Below are 17,196 nucleotides of genomic sequence, written 5' to 3'. Positions count from 1 at the left end.
TTGGAACTGCCATTCCGACCCAAGGGAGGCGATAAAATGAGCATCAATCGCAGAGATTTTCTGAAAAAAGCAGGAGTGATCACTGCCTTGGGCGTAGGGGGCGCCACATTGGGCTTCAATGGCTTAAAGGCAGCTAAACCCGCCGAGGCCTCGGAGTTTGCTTCGCAAAATCCAAAAGCCAAAGCGTCCCGTTGGGCCATGGTCATTGATATGAAAAAGTTCAAGACCCCCGAAGATTACCAACGCGTCATTGACGCCTGCCATAAGCTCCATAACGTCCCCCAGATTGAAGATCCGAAGCACGAGATCAAGTGGATCTGGAGCGACAGTTATGAACACGTCTTTGTGGGGACCGAAAACCCCTATCTGGATGAAGAGACAAAGAAGCTGCCCTTCCTGACCCTTTGCAATCATTGTGATAATCCGCCGTGTGTGCGAGCGTGTCCGACCCAAGCTACGTTTAAACGCCCCGATGGAATCGTCGGCATGGACTTTCACCGGTGTATCGGCTGCCGGTTCTGCATGGCCGCCTGTCCCTTCGGCGCCCGCAGCTTTAATTTCATCGATCCGCGAACCGCCTTAAAAGAGATTAACCCGGAATATCCGACCCGAACCCAAGGGGTCGTGGAGAAATGCAATTTCTGTATGGACCGCATTGATCAGGGGTTAAAGCCCGCCTGTGTCGAAGCCTCGAAAGGAGCCATGGTCTTCGGGGATTTGGACGATCCGAATTCGGAAGTCCGCAAGATCCTCAATACCCATTACACCATTCGCCGCAAACCGAATTTGGGGACCGAACCCAGTATCTTTTACCTGATCGGGGGTGAAGAGCATGCTTGAGAAAGCCCTGAACGGGAGTAAAAAATACGGGCTCTGGATTGCCGCCCTTCTCGTCGTAATTTTCATAGCGGTTCTTTCCTACGCCAAACAGTGGCGTCTGGGACTCGGAGTCACCGGAATGAGCCGCGATGTCTCCTGGGGTCTCTATATTTCCCAGTTTACCTTTTTAGTCGGCGTGGCGGCCTCCGCCGTCATGGTCGCGATCCCCTATTATCTTCATAACTACAAGAAGTTTGGCAAAATCGTGATTCTCGGGGAATTCATTGCAGTGTCCGCCGTGATCATGGCCATGCTCTTTATCGTCGTAGATATGGGGCAGCCGACCCGGGTCATGAATGTCATTTTGCATCCGACCCCCCATTCCATGATGTTTTGGGATATGTGTGTCTTATTCGGCTATTTGATCATTAACTTCGTGATCGGTTGGACGACGCTCGGCGCCGAAAACAAGGGGTTTGCGCCTCCGGCTTGGGTGAAGCCGATCATCTACCTCTCCATCCCTTGGGCGATCAGCATCCATACCGTCACCGCCTTTCTTTATGCCGGTCTGCCGGGCCGACACTTATGGTTAACCGCCATCATGGCCGCCCGCTTCCTCTCTTCCGCGTTTGCCGCCGGACCCGCCCTTCTTATTTTGCTCTGTTTGTTCGTCCGCAAGGTCGGGACATTTGGCCCGGATAAAGAAGCGATTCAATCGCTGGCAAAGATTGTGACCTATGCAATGATCACCAATGTCTTCTTCTATCTGCTGGAGGTCTTTACCGCGTTCTATAGCAGTATCCCGGAAGCGAAAGAGCCTTTGATCTATTTGTTCGCCGGTTTAGACGGCCATAACAATCTCGTGCCCTTTATGTGGGTTGCGACCATCTTAGCCTTTGTCTCCATTGCGCTCTTGGTGGTTCCCAAGACCCGCAGGAACGAAAAGATCTTACCGTTTGCGTTAGTTTCGGTTTTCCTGGCCTGCTGGATTGATAAAGGACTGGGCTTAGTGCTCGGCGGATTTGTTCCCAATCCCCTGGGTCATGTCACCGAGTATATTGCGACCGGGACAGAGATTATGATCACCTTGGGAGTCTACGCCGTCGGGGCTTTATTGATTACGATTTTCTATAAGATTGTGATTGCCGTGAGAAAACAAGTCTAGATGATTTGTTGATATCCATTTAAGGAGGTGTTGCCCCCCAAAAAAGCATGCCTTAAATAAGCGGTTTCAAAAACTAAAATTCAAGATAAATCAAAGGAGGAAATGATTCAAATGGCAGATCTAGTGGTGAATGGCGTAACCTATGAATTAGACGAAGATGGCTTTCTTGAAGATGCATCCACTTGGAACGAAGATGTAGCTAAAGCCTTAGCCCCCAATGAGGAAGTAGAGGAACTGACGGAGGAACACTGGAAACTGATCAACTATCTCCGTGATTACTATGATCAATTCGGAGTGGCCCCGATGGTTCGTAAAATGCTCAAGGATACGGGCTATACCCAAAAAACAATCTATGATTTATTCCCCACAGGCCCTGGGAAGGGTGCTTGCAAAATTGCCGGACTTCCTAAACCAACCGGTTGCGTCTGATTAACGCATAGTAATCGTCCGATGAGGCTCCGATAAGAAAGGTTGTGGAAAACAATGTCAGTATATACAGCCCAAAAACCAAATTGTCTCGACATTCCGCGCTTGGTCATCGGGGCCCCCCAGGGGCGATCCGGAAAAACTACGGCAACATTGGGGATTTTAAGGGCCTTAACCCGTAAGGGCTATCAGGTTCAACCCTATAAGAAAGGGCCGGACTATATCGACCCCAGCTGGCACTCCGCAGCTGCGGGGAGAATAGCCCGTAATTTAGATCCGTTCTTGATGACCAAAGAAGAGATTTGTCGTTCGATTGCCCTTCATTCGGCGGGTAGTCAGTTCAGCATTATTGAGGGAGCTATGGGACTCTACGATGGTTTAGATCTCGAAGGAAGTTCTTCGACGGCTGAGCTCGCCAAAACTTCTTCATCCCCGGTGCTCCTCGTACTCGACTCAACACGGATTACACGGACGACAGCAGCCATTGTCATGGGCTGTCAACACTTAGATCCAGAGATTAACATTACCGGTGTGATATTAAATAAGGTTGCAAGGTCACGTCATGAGAGAATAGCACGGGAATCGATCGAAAAATATTGCCATATTCCTGTTGTCGGTGCGATTCCTAAAGATGCTTTGATTACGATTCCGGATCGTCACTTAGGTCTCGTGACAAAAAGCGAAATGGAAGAAACAGAAAACTTCTTTGAACATTTGGCAGATATTATATGTGAAAATGTAGACTTATCTAAAATCATAACTTTAGCCCAAGCTGCACCTTCGCTAAATTATGTACCCAAAATCGAAGGTGTAACCTCATCTGGGCATAATCCTATGGGCAAAGGGTCGCAGTCCCCTCGGATTGGGATAATTCGTGATTCGGCATTTAGTTTTTACTATCCGGAGAACTTGGAAGCCCTAGAGTCTAAGGGAGCAGATATAGTGCCTTTCAGTGCACTGACGACGGAGCATTTACCGGAGGAGCTTGATGCGCTCTATATTGGCGGGGGCTTTCCGGAAGTCTTTGCAGAGCAATTGACGGAAAATGCCACACTCCGTGAAGAGATTCGTCAGGCCGGAGAAAATGGCTTGCCGATTTATGCTGAATGCGGGGGTTTAATGTATCTTGGCCGTTCGATTATTGCGGATGGGAAGAAACAGGAGATGGTAGGCTTGCTTCCGCTGGATACCCAAATGACGAAGAAGCCCCAAGGACATGGGTATACGATTATGAAAGTTATGGAGAATAACCGTTGGTTTACACAAGAGCGAGTACGAGGACATGAGTTTCATAATTCCCATGTGATTAACTTGGATGTAGCTCAAGTGAATTTCGGGTTTAAAGTAGAACGCGGTCATGGGATCAATGAAGAGTATGATGGTATATGCTATAAAAATGTGCTGGCTGCGTATAACCATATCCATGCGATTGGTTCCCCAAGCTGGGCTGAGCAAATGATTAAGCTGGCTTGTCAATATCGCGGGCAATGTCGGGAGAAACGTAAAACAGTTGCCGTTAAATAATGGTTAAATAATAGGTGAATAATGAAGATACTACAGAAAAGGCCTTTCGATAGAAAGGCTTTTTTTGTGGTATAATAATAAAGATTCTAACTATGTCTCCGAAAATGTAGTTTAATCTATAATTGAAGGAGGATGGCATTTTTGTTCGAACAACAGTTTCTAGTTTACAAAGAGGTTGCCGAGACGAGGAATTTTACACTCGCCGCCAAGAGACTCCATATGAGCCAATCCAGTATCAGTCTTCAAATTCAGAACTTGGAGAACCAATATGGGGCGCGCTTTTTTGACAGGACAAATAAAGGGGTAAGTCTCACAAAGGCCGGAGAGATATTTTATGACAAAGTTCGCGAAGTACTAAACATTTTGAACAATGCCCAACAAGAGGTCAGTGAACTTGTTGAAGATGCGAGAAGTGTAATCAATTTAGGGGCTACCTTAACCATCGGCGAATACATATTGCCTAATATTTTACCTTATCTCTATAAAGAGAGACCGGATCTGGATATCAAAGCGAATATTGCCAATACAGAGTCCATTGAACAAGGTGTGTTGGAGAGAAAACTTCATATAGGTTTGATCGAAGGTCCGGTGCCTAAGCAGAAGGAACTTATCGCTGAAACCTTCCTGCAGGATGAGCTGGTTGTCGTTGTACCCTATTTTCACCCTTGGGCTTCCCGCAATAGTGTTACATTGGCAGAGTTAACCGAGGAACGGTTAGTGACGCGTGAGGAAGGATCGGGAACACGCAAAGTTATGGAGATCGCGTTAGAAGAAAGGGGCCTTGATCCCTCTAAACTCAATATTACCATGGAACTTGGCAGCACACAGGCCATTAAACAAGTCGTAGCTGCGGGTTTGGGAATTACCATGATATCGGCCTTAACCTTACAGCGTAAATGTGATCATAGCCTTTTCAGGACCCTAAAAATCCAAGACTCTCCGGTATATCGGAATCTAAGCATCATTACGCTTGCCCATTCATCGCAAACGAAGGATGAACGCTATTTTATTAACCTATTGCATGACAGGGAACTCCTTTTATCCTTAATCAATGAGGATTATTGTGCAATGGAAATGCAATGCTCAGACGAAGAGGATCGCAGAGAACGGTAAAAAATAGGTAAAAAAATAAATAGAGGAATCGTCTTAATTACGCGGTGGATAACTTGTGTAAAAGATGAGTATAAGTATAAAAATCACAGGATATTCCTGTGATTTTTGTGGATAAGTCTGTGGAAGATGGGGATAAACTCTGGATAACTCCGGAATTAATCCTTACCCTGAAGGACTTGGTCCTTCGAAAGGCCGTGACCATCACGGGAGTCCATGCTGGGAACTTTATCAGGTTTGTGAAAGACAGGCTTGGTTTTGGGGTTTTCAGGTTTATCGGGAAATTTTTTGTCCATCAATAAAAACCTTCCTTTCTGCGGTAGACGTTTTGAACGTTTTGTTGACCTGAGTTATTTTTCCGCAAAGGAAGGTTTTCAATGTATGGGATTATGTTATTTCGTGTTATACCCTAATTTTGGATAACTTTGAATGGACGAGCATGAAGGATTCAGAAGAACATAAAAGAAGAGCAAAGCCTTAAATTATGAAATGAACGTGTTTGACATCCATATATAGCGTTGCTAAAATGATCAAGACACTAAATGTGGGGGGGTGCAATTGTGCGATGTCCTTTTTGCGGAAATGAGGATACTAAAGTTCTGGAATCTCGCCCGGTCGAGGAAGGTACAGCGATCCGAAGAAGAAGGGGATGTGACCGTTGTTCTCAGCGCTTTACCACCTTTGAAAAGTATGAGGACAAACCCTTGATCGTGGTCAAGAAAGATGGACGACGGGTAGAGTTTTCGCGTCCAAAAATAGTGGCGGGAATTTCCCGCGCCTGTGAAAAACGCCCGATTTCAACCGAACAGATTGAAGAGCTTGCTTATTCCATTGAAAAGACGCTGCGGAATAGCCATGAACGCGAGGTGCAGAGTACGGAAATTGGGGAGGCGGTGATGAAAGCGCTGCTTGAATTGGATGAGGTTGCCTACATAAGATTTGCATCGGTCTATCGTGAATTTAATGATATACAACGCTTTTTACAAGAGCTTAATGAATTGGGCAAAAAAAGGGGACAATAGACCTATTCCCAAAACCTGGTCATTGTTTCAAAATAAAATAGTGAAAAACTATAGATTAGAGAAGAAAGTTGGGGGATCGTGTTGAGTTTTCAAGAATCTGCTCCGAAGAACTGGCCTAAGGCTAAACTATCACCAAATGCCAGGGTTATCCTGGAGAAGCGCTATCTTAAACAGGAGAATGGGAAGGTTACTGAGACTCCGGAGGATATGTTTTTTCGGGTTGCGCATGTCATAGCCGGGGTGGAAGAGCGTTACGGGAAAGGCAAAAAAGAAGTCAAGGATTTAGCCAAAGAATTTTATTCGATGATGGCTGATATGGAGTTTATGCCAAACTCCCCAACGCTGATGAATGCAGGCCGTGACCTTGGGCAATTGAGCGCATGTTTTGTTCTTCCCGTCGATGATAGCATGGAGAAGATTTTTGACGCCATCAAGTTTGCCGCAATTATTCATAAATCCGGCGGAGGGACAGGCTTTAGTTTTTCACGTCTGCGTTCCAAAAACAGTACGGTGCGTTCGACCGGCGGTGTGGCCTCAGGACCGGTATCCTTTATGAAGGTATTCAATGCGGCGACTGAAGCAGTAAAACAGGGTGGAACCCGACGCGGAGCCAATATGGGTATTCTGCGTGTGGATCACCCCGATATTTTAGAGTTTATATCATGTAAAGAAGATAGCAAGGAAATTACGAATTTTAATATTTCGGTGGGAATAACGGAAGAGTTTATGAAAGCCGTTAAGGAAAAGCGGGATTATGATTTAATTGATCCTCATACTCATGAGGTTGTTAGCCGGCTTTCCGCTGTAGAGGTCTTTAATACGATCGTGGATCATGCTTGGCGAAACGGTGAACCGGGTATAGTATTTCTTGATCGGCTGAATCGTGATAATCCCACGCCGCAGCTTGGAGAGATAGAGGCAACTAATCCATGCGGTGAGCAGCCGTTGCTTCCGAATGAAGCCTGTAATCTCGGTTCGATTAACCTTAAACAGATGGTGACTGAGAAGAATGGGAAAGCTGTTGTCAATTGGGAACGCTTGAGTTATGTAACGCGCCAAGCGATTCACTTTTTGGATAATGTTATTGACGCGAATACCTATCCGCTGCAAATGATCGAGGAAATGGTGAAAGGCAACCGAAAAGTGGGCCTGGGAGTTATGGGTTTTGCGGATATGATGATATTGCTCCAGACGTCTTATGCTTCCGAGGATGCAGTGGAATACGCTGAAAAAGTCATGAACTTTATTCAGACGGAGGCTCGTCTGGAATCACAACGGTTAGCTGAAGAGCGGGGAAATTTCCCGAACTATGAAGGGTCAATTTATGACGGGGTTCGAACAATTCGGAATGCAACGCTTACGACGATCGCCCCGACAGGCACAATATCCATGATTTGCGGTGCCTCAAGTGGGGTAGAACCTCTTTTTGCGGTTGCTTATACGAAAACAGTAATGGATGGAATTCCTTTCATCGAAGTAAATCCGATTTTTGAGAAATATGCCAAGGAATATGGCTTTGATTCGCCTGAGCTGATGAAGAAAATTGCTGAAAAGGGAACGGTTTTAGGCTTTTCAGAAGTCCCGAATTGGGTACAGGAAGTATTTGTGACGGCCCAGGAGATAGACCCGGAATGGCATATCCGCATTCAGGCTGCTTTCCAAAAGTATACCGATAACGCTGTCTCAAAAACAATTAATTTCGCAAATTCCGCAACGCGTGAAGATATTGCCAAGGCCTATGAACTTGCCTATGAACTGAATTGCAAAGGTTTAACGGTTTATCGTGACGGCAGCCGCGAAGAACAGGTTCTTTCAGCGGGAACCAGTAATTCTCAAGATTCAGCTGCCCCCAAGAACGAATCTCCAAAAGAGTCTGATGGACAAGCTGTGGCAGCGGCTTCAGCTTCAGCGTCTTCGGCTGCTTCGGCTTCTTCAGCTCCGGCTTCGATGAATGCACCTGTGGAAGTTGTCGCTCCTAAAAGTCCGTTTATTCCGGAGGCCAACACGGTTATTCCTCGTCCGCGTCCATCCATTACGATGGGAGTTACGGAAAAGATTAAGATCGGGTGCGGTAATCTTTATGTCAGTGTTAATGCCGATGAAAAGGGAATCTGTGAGATCTTTACAAATACCGGCCGTGCCGGTGGCTGTTCATCTCAATCCGAAGCTACAGCCCGCCTCATATCGATTGCCCTCAGGTCAGGTCTGTCCGTGGATGCGATTGTCGAGCAGATTAAGGGAATTCGCTGTCCGGCTTGTATACGCCGTGAAGGGGTTAATGTCATGTCCTGCCCGGATGCCATCTCTCGGGTAATCCGCAAATACGTGGATGTCGGCGCAAATGCAAATGGTGCTGATAAAGGATCAAATCAGGTCCTAACACAGCTTCAAAGCCCCAGTTCGGTCCAACCGAAGAAAAAAGAAGGTATAGGTGAACCTGTAACGGATTTAACGAAAAAAGCGCGTGCCGGAGTCGCTGTAGATAATGCCTGCCCCGAATGCGGGACAACGATTATCCATGAAAGCGGCTGTGTCGTATGTACAAATTGCGGTTACTCAAAATGCTCGTAAGTTAATTTTTTAAATAAAGTTTGTCACTAACTTATGGATGGGGATGGAGGAGGTTCGTTATGTTAGGACATGTCTATAATGATGTCGAAGTGTTGAATCGTCTTTGCCGTGAGGATTATGAACAAAAAAGATATTATCGGGTTGAAAGCTATGCTAATGAGTTGAACCAGCTATTGGAGTCGGCTCGGCAATATCGGACAGAAATCATAACCACACCGGTAAGCCTTAACGCAGTTTCTTCGGAAGAAACATTAAAGGATGTTCTCTTGAAGTCAACGAGGTTGCTTCAAGAAATTGATGCAGAGTAAAAATGATTCTATTTACCATGATGGCCCGTAAAGCCTGATAATTATATAGTTAAACTTTCTATGGAATAGAAAGAAAAAAATAGCTTAAGCAGCCTTAGTTCGAATTTGTATCGGACTAAGGCTGCTTGAGTTTGGGATATTTCCCATAAACCTTGCTTCTTCGCTTGTATTTTGGTCTAATATTTTTTAGAGTAGAGTTACAGTGTGATATAGGAGATGAAATAAATGCGTATTTTGCTTGTGGACGATGAAAAGCATATTGTCATGGTTCTCAAAGAGTATCTTCAAAAAGAAGGCTATACCGTAACAACAGCTCACAACGGTGTTGTTGCTTTAGAGTTATTCAAACAGAACTCCTACGATCTGATTGTTCTCGACCTCATGCTTCCCGGTTTATCAGGCGAGGAAATCTGCAAAGAAATCCGTAAACGTTCGGCTGTACCCATCATTATGCTTACAGCGAAAGTTGATGAAGATGAGCGACTTGAGGGGTTCACTTTAGGAGCGGACGATTATATATCTAAACCTTTCAGTCCTCGCGAAGTCGTGGCACGAATTAAGGCTGTACTACGCCGAGCCGGTTCGGAGGTCGCATCGCTAGCTGACGTAATAACGTATGATAACGGGCTTACAATCGATAATACGAGGCATGAAGTTCGTATAAATAACGAAGGGGTTCCTTTGACTGCAACGGAATTTAAAATTCTTGGGGCGATGGCCAGAAATCCGGGAAGAGTTTATTCTCGATCCCAATTGGTGAACCTTGTCCAAGGTTATGATTTTAGCGGCGATGATCGGGTTATTGATGCCCATATCAAGAAAATCCGACAGAAGATAGAAAGAAATTCAAGTGACCCCAAAATCGTTGTAACTGTATATGGAGTTGGCTATAAGTTCAATCAAGAAGCGGAGACTTAACATGAGAAAGAAACTCTTTTTAACAACCCTATCCATTATTTTATTTACGCTTATTTTAAGCATAGTTTCCGTCAACTTTGTCTTTAAGCAACAATTCGCAAACTACATTACGCAATCGAATGAAACAATAATCAACCAACTTCCTTCAAGAATTAGTGCGATTTATCTGAGAAATGATTCTTGGGATATCGTTGCTCTGGAGCAGTTAAATAATGACCTCCCCGTGGATGTCTATATTACCCTTACGGATCTCCAAGGAAATGTCATCATGAATTTGGAAAACCCTATGAACGCTATGCATGGCGGCATGATGAATATGATGGGGTTGGATTACTCGGTTAAGGAATGGAAAACCAAAGAGCTTCCGATTGTTGGAGCAGATCAGACCATTGCTACAGCCCAAATTCGTTATCCCGAAGTTGCAAGGATATTGAATCCCCAAGACGAAAAGTTTTCCGCAGCTATTTTTCACTCCCTAATATTTGCCGGAGTGCTTGCTTTAATGATCGGGATGTTAATGAGCTATTGGATGAGTCGAAGGTTAGTTGCACCCCTTCAATCTTTAACAGAGGCTGCGAACCGAATCGGCTCGGGACAATTCGATGAGCGTGTTCCCGTTAACTCTAAAGATGAAATCGGTCGGCTTGCCAATGCTTTTAATGCCATGGCAGATCGTTTAAAACACCAGGAATATCTACGCAAGCAATTTTCCATCGATATTGCCCACGAACTTCGAACCCCATTGACCTCTATACGAAGTTTTATCGAAGCGTTTGAGGATGGCGTTTTGCCTCCGAGCCCTGATAACTTAGCCATTATTAATTCCGAAATTTCCAGAATGGTTGGGTTAGCAAGCGATCTAAAGGACTTAAATACTGCTGAAATTGGAGAAATAAGAATTTCACCCCAACCTATTAATATAGTAAGTCTTGTCGGTAATGTCATTCGAAGCCTTTATGCCCTATTCCAAGATAAAGACTTAAAAGTGGACTTCATTCATAAGGTACAAGACATAGCTATAAGTGGGGATGAACGACTTCTAACGCGGTTATTTTATAACCTCATCCATAATGCCTACAAATACACTGAGACCGGTGGCGAAATCCGGATTGAGGTTGACGATTTATTGGATGAAGTCCAAATTAGAATAAAAGACACGGGTATAGGTATCCCAGAATCGGATTTAGCCAATATTTTTGAGCGATTTTATCGGACGGATCGTTCAAGAGCGCGTGAGACAGGGGGGAGTGGAATCGGGCTTGCCCTAGTCAAACAAATCGTTCTCCTTCATCACGGTACCATCTCCGTTGAGAGCACTGTAGGAAAAGGAAGTTTATTTACTGTAAGATTACCTAAAACTAAGACTAAGGATTAGAAATTAATATATTTCCGAAATAAATCCCTGGAAGCAGCTTTATCAAGCGTTCCGGGGATATTTTATCCGATGACTAACCGCCACTAAGTCCCTGGATAAGTCAACTAAACTTCAGATGGAGTTAAAACTCCACCTGAAGTAAGTTTCCTTTATGCCCCCGCCCCCCGGGGATTCATAAGAAATTCACAACTTATTCATTAGTTATTCAACAGCACTGGCTATACTTGAATCATGTTAAATATTAAAATTTTAAATAAATAAGTTAAATAACGGAAGGAGTTATAGGATTATGAAAAAAACTAAATGGGTACTAGGTTTATCCCTTGTAGGAATATTAGCCATTTTAGGAACCGCGTATGCCTTTGGTTCCGGAGTACCTGCTGCGATGGGGCAAATCCCGAAAAGTATCGGAAGTGCTCAAAATCAAGGGAGCATTACTCAAACAGGCTATGGCTATGGTATGATGAGTGGTTATACTGATACAAATCGAAGCTCGAATTATAGCGGTTATGGCGGAGGTTGTGGCGGATTTAATAAGGGGACAGGCTATGGCATGATGGGTGGTGGATATAATGCGGCAAGTTTAGGAATAAATCTGGCTAATGGACAAATCACTTCAGATGATGAGGTGTTGTCTATCGCCAAAGCATATGTTCAAGTGTTAAAACAAGATTTAAGTATTAGTGAAATTCATGAATATAACGACTCTTATGAAGTTGAGCTTAAGAATTCCAAAACCGGGAGTAATGCTTTCGAGTTTTTGATTGGTAAAAATGGAGGTTATATCTCCACGGAAATGGGCCCTAATACAATGTGGAATACCCAATATGGTCATATGAACTGGGGAAACAACGGTGCTCCCGGTACTCTTACGGTTACCGCCGAACAGGCTGCCAAGGCAGCCCAAGATTTTGTGAGTCAACAGATGGGATCCGGTTATTCTGTAGAACAACCGGAAGCGGCACCCGGCTATTATGAATTTATGATTTTAAAAGATAATAAAGATTACGCAGAGCTTGATGTAAACGGATATACGGGTCAATTATGGTTTGAAAATTGGCATGGACCCATTGTCAAAACAATTGAGACAAAGTAATTATAACCTGGTTATCTGCTTTTAGATTTTAGAGAAATGGGGGTATTTAAACATGATGGGTTGGGGTAATATGATGAATGGATATGGCTGGGGTTACAATGGAGCCGGGAGTTATTGGTGGATGGGTTTGATCGGAATGGCCCTTCACTTCGTTTTTTGGATCGCCATAATAGCCATTGTTTGGAGTTTGGTTAAACGATACGGTTTCAACGGTTCGGGTAGTTATTCTAACTCGAATAAAGCTTTAGAAATTCTGAGTGAACGATTTGCAAAGGGAGAGATTGATTTAGAAGAGTATACGCACCGGAAAGAAAATTTGTTGCATTGATTGTCAATGATCTCAATGATCTCAATGATCTTAAGGCATACCCCATTAAGAAAGGGGTATGCCTTTTTATTTAATTGCCCTAATGAATTAACTTGTCAGATTCGGCTAAACTATGCATTAAGTATCAAGTCAAATAATGCAGATCAAGTCTGGATGCTGATCCAGGCTTGAAGTTTAGGAGGCATGTGAAAATGGAACCGATAAAGGAAAGAAATGATGTCAGACACAGACCCCAAAGGATTGTTTATTATGTTTTGGGTGTGCTCGAAGTCTTGTTGGCCTTTCGATTAGTTTTCAAACTCTTAGGGGCTAATCCGGCAAGCCCGTTTGTCGCTTTCATTTATTCGCTCACTCAAATTTTCCTATACCCTTTTACGGGAATCTTTCCGACAGCGGTGACTAAAGGGCTTGAAGCTCAAGCGATTCTTGAGCCGACCACAATTATTGCGATGATTGTCTATGCCGTGATTGCCTGGGGAATTGTCAAATTGATTGGGATTATGAAATTATCATAAATGTCGGAATTTTAGTCAATAAAGAGGGAAATGTAAAATAATGCAGAATAAAAGAAAAGGAGAACAAGTACATAGAAATAGCGCATAAGGTGGGGTAGTTTTAAATGAGTGTTATGAGAATATCTACAATCGGAAGCTCTCTTCCGGTGGCCAATGAACTTTTTAGGGTAACCGAGCTTTTCTTTTCAGATAAGGTAGAGATGGTCAATAAATATGATATACGAAAATTACCCAATAATCTTACCGAGGATTTATTTATCGTTCTTCCGACACGTGTCGAACAAGCGAGTCAGTATGTTCCGCGTGAAAAGGTTCTTGGGGTGGAACTTATACCCGAAGTGCAGCTTTATGTAGAGGTCGCAAAGATTCCCAAAGGGAAATCAGTCGGGATTTTTAATAATAACACAGCCCAAGGCAATAAAATCCTAGGTTATATTCAATCCTATGGACTTAATCATCTTAATTACACCGTGATTCCTTTTGATGAATTAAGTGAAGATCAGGTCAAGGAGCTTATTCAGGAAAACGATGTCATTCTTGGCATGGGTGGTTTCGTTGGGAAGGATGAGGTTCTTTATACAAAATACCGTGAGGCACTAAAGCCGGGGCAACAAGTTATTTCTTTTCAAAGAACAATAAAACCCCAGGGGATCATGGATATTATTGAGCAAATAACGTTATTTAGTTATCGGAAAATGGCGAAAGAATGCCAAGAAGTCTCCGTTTTATTGAATAGCCGTATGCAGGAGGTTATGGCTACCTCTGAGAATGTTACCGAATCCATGAAGCAAACAGATGATTCCGTTAAAGAAGCAATAAAAATGATCAATAAACAAACTCAACAGGTTGCGTCAACCATTGAGATCACGAATGAGATGACAAATGCGGCTTCGGAAATTGATCAAACCATTAATCTCATTAAGCGGATTGCGAACCAAACGAACCTCTTAGGCTTTAATGCTTCCATTGAGGCCGCACGCGCGGGTGAAGCGGGACGAGGTTTTACTGTTGTCGCTCAGGAAATTAAGCGATTGGCGGATGTAAGCAGGAGTTCTGTGGAACAGATCGGATCTCTCATTTATAATATGAAGGATGTCAGCGCAAAAATTGTCCCCTTGATGGAGCTTCTTACAGAGGAGTTTAAAGAAATTGAGAACTTTGTTTCCCAAATCTCTGCGTTTACTCAATCCGATTCGGCTGCGATGCAGGATATAAAAATGGCGATCAACGAAATCGGAGAAACGAGTCAGAAACTGCTTGAAGAGTATGATAAGCTTGCAGAGTGAAATAATGAGAAGTTAATACGGATAGAAGTGAAGGAGTCTTCAGATGATAATTGGGGGCTTCTTTTTTATACGTATTATTCTTCATCCTGTAAGGCATCGTAGCCTTCCTCGCCTGTGCGTACTTTGACAACATTTTCGATATTGTAGACGAAGATTTTGCCATCACCGATGTGACCGGTATGCAGTACCTTTTTGGCTGTTTCAATAACGGTACTTACAGGAATCTTGGAAACCACTATTTCTACTTTAACCTTTGGCAGCAGACTGGCATCGACTTTCATTCCCCGGTAATATTCAGGTGCTCCTTTTTGCATCCCGAATCCAAGGACTTGGGTTACGGTCATGCCGGTGATGCCGATAGCACTCAAAGCTGCTTTTATGGCTTCAAATTTTTCTTGCTTGATAATCAGAACGACTTTGGTCAATTTGAAATCCGTTGAGGGAACAACCGCAACTTCCGGCTGTGCAGAAACAGTTAGCGCAGTGACCGGGGTAACGCTTGGAGTTCCGCCGGCAAGAGGCGTACTGAAAGCCGGCCGTAGGGTCAGCCCCCGACCGAGAGTATCGGGATAGGCTTCTTCTCCGTGCATTGATAAATCCAAGCCTATTTCTTCTTCTTCGGGAGTAGCACGTACTTTAGTAAATAATCCAACCACTTTGAGAATAACGGCTGTTGCAATCACGGCCAGAACGATGGTTATAGCAATACTTAGAGCCTGAATTCCCAATTGGGCTGGATTCCCATAGAACAGACCGTCTGCTCCGGCTGAATTCACTGTTTTGGTAGCAAACAATCCTGTTGCCAGTGCTCCCCACATACCGCCTACACCATGGCAGCCAAAGGCATCTAAGGAATCATCATAGCCCAGCTTTGCTTTCATTACACTTACGGCAAAGTAACAAAGGGCACCGCCAACCAAACCAATGAGAAGCGAAGACATCGGAGTAACAAAACCCGCTCCCGGAGTGATGGACACTAATCCTGCAACAGCACCGCTGGCTGCGCCGAGGACAGTAGGTTTACTGCGGTGGATCCATTCCACTGCCATCCAGGATAAGGCTGCTGCAGCTGCGGAAGTGTTGGTGGTCACTAAAGCTGAAGCGGCTAGTCCATTGGCCCCCAGAGCACTTCCGGCATTGAATCCAAACCATCCGAACCAGAGCAGGCCTGCTCCCAAGACGGTCATCGGAAGATTGTGGGGGAGCATCGGTTCTTCACCAAGACCTTTTCTCTTGCCCAATATAAGTGCTGCGACTAAACCTGTGACACCGGAACTGATATGGACGACAGTCCCTCCTGCAAAGTCAAGAGCTCCCATAGTCCTTAAGAATCCGCCGACACCCCAAACCATATGAGCCAAAGGATAATAAACGATTAACAACCATAAAGTAATAAAGGCTAAGAAAGCGGGAAATCTCATGCGCTCAGCAACCGAACCACTGATCAATGCCGGCGTGATGATGCTGAACATCAGCTGGAAGGCCATAAACAACAAAGCTGGAATTGTAGCTGAATAGTCAGGGTTGGGATCTATTCCTACTCCGTTAAGGCCTAACCAATTCAGTCCTCCGATAATGCCGCCGTGATCCGGCCCAAAAGCCAGAGTATAACCGACGAGTACCCATAAAACGGATGCTAAGGCTGTGATAATAAAGCTATGCATCGTCGTACTCAATACATTTTTGTTTCTGACCATCCCGCCATAAAAAAGGGCCAGGCCGGGAGTCATTAATAACACAAGTGCTGTAGAAATTAGGACGAAACTGGTATCTCCGGTATCAATCATATCATTCTCTCCTTTATTTATTTATTTGTTTCATGGATAACTTTGTGAAAAAAATAGGCGTGTATGCTACTGATTTGCATACACGCCTTTGTGTATAAAAAAGCGCTGTAGGTTTAAACCTACAGCGCCGTTGCTGTTTATTTTTGACTTATTATATGACCGCTAAATATACATTGTCAATACTTATTATTCATATTTTCACCTTTTTACTGTGTAACTTAATTTCCAAACTAAGTTCCACCCCTTCAATTGGGAAAGTGGAATTTAGTTTGGAAAAACAAAAGGGTGGAATTTATTCAGAAAAATAGGTTATATTGGGGGAGCTGTGTCCCGGTAGAAAGAAAGAGGGACTGACATGGCTAACCAAAAACATTTAACCTTTGATGAACGGGTGACCATTTCTACACTTTTAGATAAGACCTACTCTTTTAAAGCAATCGCTAAGGAATTAGATAAAGATTGCACCACCATCTCCAAAGAGGTTCGCCGCCATATCATCTTCAAACGGATAGGGTGTCAAGGCAATGCCTACAATGCCTGCCGCCACCGCTATACTTGCGATCATAGGCTGCTCTGCACACCCTGTCATTATTCGCACCGGCCTAGCTTTTGTCGCCGCTGCAAATTATGCAATGCTATGTGCCCGGATTTTGAGCTCCAACTCTGCCCACGACATGCCAAACCGCCCTATGTCTGCAACGGATGCGATAAGCTTAATAAGTGCACTTTGGAGAAACGCTTCTACCGTGCTGCACCAGCCCATACCGAATACCAAGCAGTTCTTTCCGAAGCCAGACAGGGTATATCTCTTACGGAAGACGAAGTTAAGCACCTCGACTCCATCATTTCCCCTCTCATCAAAAGGGGGCAATCCTTGAATCATATCTGTGCCAACCATAAGGATTCCCTCATGGTTAGCCAAAGCACCCTCTATCGTCTGATTGAC

Annotated in this window: 17 protein-coding genes and 1 pseudogene; 15 read left to right on the top strand and 3 right to left on the bottom strand. The window is 44.2% G+C overall.

The window, feature by feature from the left end; genetic code table 11:
* The first annotated feature begins 36 nt into the window (after positions 1–36).
* The 5 genes from dsrO to VB077_RS11665 all read left to right on the top strand — a co-directional run bounded on the left by dsrO (position 37) and on the right by VB077_RS11665 (position 5,047).
* A complete protein-coding gene (gene dsrO / locus VB077_RS11685; protein ID WP_323415421.1) occupies positions 37–840 on the top strand; it encodes a sulfate reduction electron transfer complex DsrMKJOP subunit DsrO in 804 nt (267 codons plus the stop codon).
* On the top strand, positions 833–1,984 hold the full coding sequence (gene dsrP / locus VB077_RS11680; protein ID WP_323415419.1) for a sulfate reduction electron transfer complex DsrMKJOP subunit DsrP: 1,152 nt from the start codon (positions 833–835) through the stop codon (positions 1,982–1,984). Before dsrO ends, dsrP begins: the two co-directional genes overlap by 8 nt.
* Positions 1,985–2,095: 111 nt before the next feature.
* Positions 2,096–2,413, top strand: a complete 318-nt coding sequence (locus tag VB077_RS11675) for a TusE/DsrC/DsvC family sulfur relay protein (protein ID WP_323415418.1) — start codon at positions 2,096–2,098, stop codon at positions 2,411–2,413.
* 54 nt (positions 2,414–2,467) lie between these two features.
* Positions 2,468–3,934 (top strand): cobyrinate a,c-diamide synthase, encoded by a 1,467-nt coding sequence (locus VB077_RS11670; RefSeq protein ID WP_323415417.1) that lies wholly within the window; start codon positions 2,468–2,470, stop codon positions 3,932–3,934.
* Positions 3,935–4,075: 141 nt separating this feature from the next.
* Positions 4,076–5,047, top strand: a complete 972-nt coding sequence (locus tag VB077_RS11665; RefSeq protein WP_416337056.1) for a LysR family transcriptional regulator — start codon at positions 4,076–4,078, stop codon at positions 5,045–5,047.
* A 155-nt stretch (positions 5,048–5,202) separates the two neighbouring features.
* Here the strand turns inward: VB077_RS11665 and VB077_RS11660 are convergent, their stop codons facing one another.
* The gene (locus VB077_RS11660; RefSeq protein ID WP_323415422.1) at positions 5,203–5,340 is read right to left on the bottom strand and encodes a hypothetical protein; all 138 of its coding nucleotides are present in this window, start codon (positions 5,338–5,340) and stop codon (positions 5,203–5,205) included.
* 264 nt (positions 5,341–5,604) lie between these two features.
* Here VB077_RS11660 and nrdR point away from each other — a divergent pair, with 264 nt between their 5' ends.
* The 9 genes from nrdR to VB077_RS11615 all read left to right on the top strand — a co-directional run bounded on the left by nrdR (position 5,605) and on the right by VB077_RS11615 (position 14,463).
* The gene (gene nrdR / locus VB077_RS11655; protein WP_323415415.1) at positions 5,605–6,066 is read left to right on the top strand and encodes a transcriptional regulator NrdR; all 462 of its coding nucleotides are present in this window, start codon (positions 5,605–5,607) and stop codon (positions 6,064–6,066) included.
* A gap of 81 nt (positions 6,067–6,147) precedes the next feature.
* Positions 6,148–8,637, top strand: coding sequence for a vitamin B12-dependent ribonucleotide reductase (locus VB077_RS11650; protein WP_323415414.1), 2,490 nt, complete (start codon positions 6,148–6,150; stop codon positions 8,635–8,637).
* Positions 8,638–8,696: 59 nt separating this feature from the next.
* On the top strand, positions 8,697–8,945 hold the full coding sequence (locus VB077_RS11645) for a hypothetical protein (RefSeq protein WP_323415413.1): 249 nt from the start codon (positions 8,697–8,699) through the stop codon (positions 8,943–8,945).
* A 225-nt stretch (positions 8,946–9,170) separates the two neighbouring features.
* Positions 9,171–9,863 carry a response regulator transcription factor gene (locus VB077_RS11640; RefSeq protein ID WP_323415412.1) on the top strand — a complete coding sequence of 231 codons (693 nt, stop codon included), beginning with the start codon at positions 9,171–9,173 and terminating at the stop codon, positions 9,861–9,863.
* Between the two features lies 1 nt (position 9,864).
* Positions 9,865–11,238: a sensor histidine kinase gene (locus VB077_RS11635; RefSeq protein WP_323415411.1), complete on the top strand. Its 1,374-nt coding sequence runs from the start codon at positions 9,865–9,867 to the stop codon at positions 11,236–11,238.
* Positions 11,239–11,527: 289 nt separating this feature from the next.
* A complete protein-coding gene (locus VB077_RS11630) occupies positions 11,528–12,334 on the top strand; it encodes a peptidase (protein ID WP_323415410.1) in 807 nt (268 codons plus the stop codon).
* A gap of 52 nt (positions 12,335–12,386) precedes the next feature.
* Positions 12,387–12,662 (top strand): SHOCT domain-containing protein, encoded by a 276-nt coding sequence (locus VB077_RS11625; protein WP_323415409.1) that lies wholly within the window; start codon positions 12,387–12,389, stop codon positions 12,660–12,662.
* A gap of 191 nt (positions 12,663–12,853) precedes the next feature.
* Positions 12,854–13,177, top strand: coding sequence for a YggT family protein (locus tag VB077_RS11620; RefSeq protein ID WP_323415408.1), 324 nt, complete (start codon positions 12,854–12,856; stop codon positions 13,175–13,177).
* Positions 13,178–13,281: 104 nt separating this feature from the next.
* Entirely contained in the window at positions 13,282–14,463 is a 1,182-nt protein-coding gene (locus tag VB077_RS11615; RefSeq protein WP_323415407.1) for a methyl-accepting chemotaxis protein, read from the top strand.
* Positions 14,464–14,537: 74 nt separating this feature from the next.
* Here the strand turns inward: VB077_RS11615 and VB077_RS11610 are convergent, their stop codons facing one another.
* Complete coding sequence (locus tag VB077_RS11610) at positions 14,538–14,888, bottom strand: P-II family nitrogen regulator (RefSeq protein WP_323415420.1); 351 nt, start codon at positions 14,886–14,888, stop codon at positions 14,538–14,540.
* Positions 14,889–14,957: 69 nt separating this feature from the next.
* Positions 14,958–16,250 (bottom strand): annotated as a pseudogene (locus VB077_RS11605) (ammonium transporter); the annotation flags it as partial.
* Between the two features lie 355 nt (positions 16,251–16,605).
* On the opposite strand from VB077_RS11605, the gene VB077_RS11600 reads away from it, so the two are divergent.
* On the top strand, positions 16,606–17,196 hold a 591-nt coding region (locus VB077_RS11600; RefSeq protein WP_323415406.1), incomplete at its 3' end, for a helix-turn-helix domain-containing protein.

Origin of the sequence: Desulfitobacterium sp., from assembly GCF_034927245.1 — a bacterium.
In the GTDB taxonomy this organism is placed as follows: Bacteria; Bacillota; Desulfitobacteriia; order Desulfitobacteriales; family Desulfitobacteriaceae; genus Desulfitobacterium_A.
The sequence above is the reverse complement of the archived record's forward strand: the minus strand, read 5'-3'. Positions and strand labels throughout refer to the sequence as shown.

Excerpts from the sequence above, each read along its gene's own strand:
- VB077_RS11630 (WP_323415410.1), top strand. The coding sequence starts at position 11,528 with ATGAAAAAAACTAAATGGGTACTAGGTTTATCCCTTGTAGGAATATTA.
- VB077_RS11615 (WP_323415407.1), top strand. The coding sequence starts at position 13,282 with ATGAGTGTTATGAGAATATCTACAATCGGAAGCTCTCTTCCGGTGGCC.
- VB077_RS11635 (WP_323415411.1), top strand. The coding sequence starts at position 9,865 with ATGAGAAAGAAACTCTTTTTAACAACCCTATCCATTATTTTATTTACG.
- VB077_RS11670 (WP_323415417.1), top strand. The coding sequence starts at position 2,468 with ATGTCAGTATATACAGCCCAAAAACCAAATTGTCTCGACATTCCGCGC.
- VB077_RS11620 (WP_323415408.1), top strand. The coding sequence starts at position 12,854 with ATGGAACCGATAAAGGAAAGAAATGATGTCAGACACAGACCCCAAAGG.
- VB077_RS11660 (WP_323415422.1), bottom strand. The coding sequence starts at position 5,340 with ATGGACAAAAAATTTCCCGATAAACCTGAAAACCCCAAAACCAAGCCT.
- VB077_RS11675 (WP_323415418.1), top strand. The coding sequence starts at position 2,096 with ATGGCAGATCTAGTGGTGAATGGCGTAACCTATGAATTAGACGAAGAT.
- dsrP (WP_323415419.1), top strand. The coding sequence starts at position 833 with ATGCTTGAGAAAGCCCTGAACGGGAGTAAAAAATACGGGCTCTGGATT.
- VB077_RS11640 (WP_323415412.1), top strand. The coding sequence starts at position 9,171 with ATGCGTATTTTGCTTGTGGACGATGAAAAGCATATTGTCATGGTTCTC.
- VB077_RS11625 (WP_323415409.1), top strand. The coding sequence starts at position 12,387 with ATGATGGGTTGGGGTAATATGATGAATGGATATGGCTGGGGTTACAAT.
- VB077_RS11645 (WP_323415413.1), top strand. The coding sequence starts at position 8,697 with ATGTTAGGACATGTCTATAATGATGTCGAAGTGTTGAATCGTCTTTGC.
- dsrO (WP_323415421.1), top strand. The coding sequence starts at position 37 with ATGAGCATCAATCGCAGAGATTTTCTGAAAAAAGCAGGAGTGATCACT.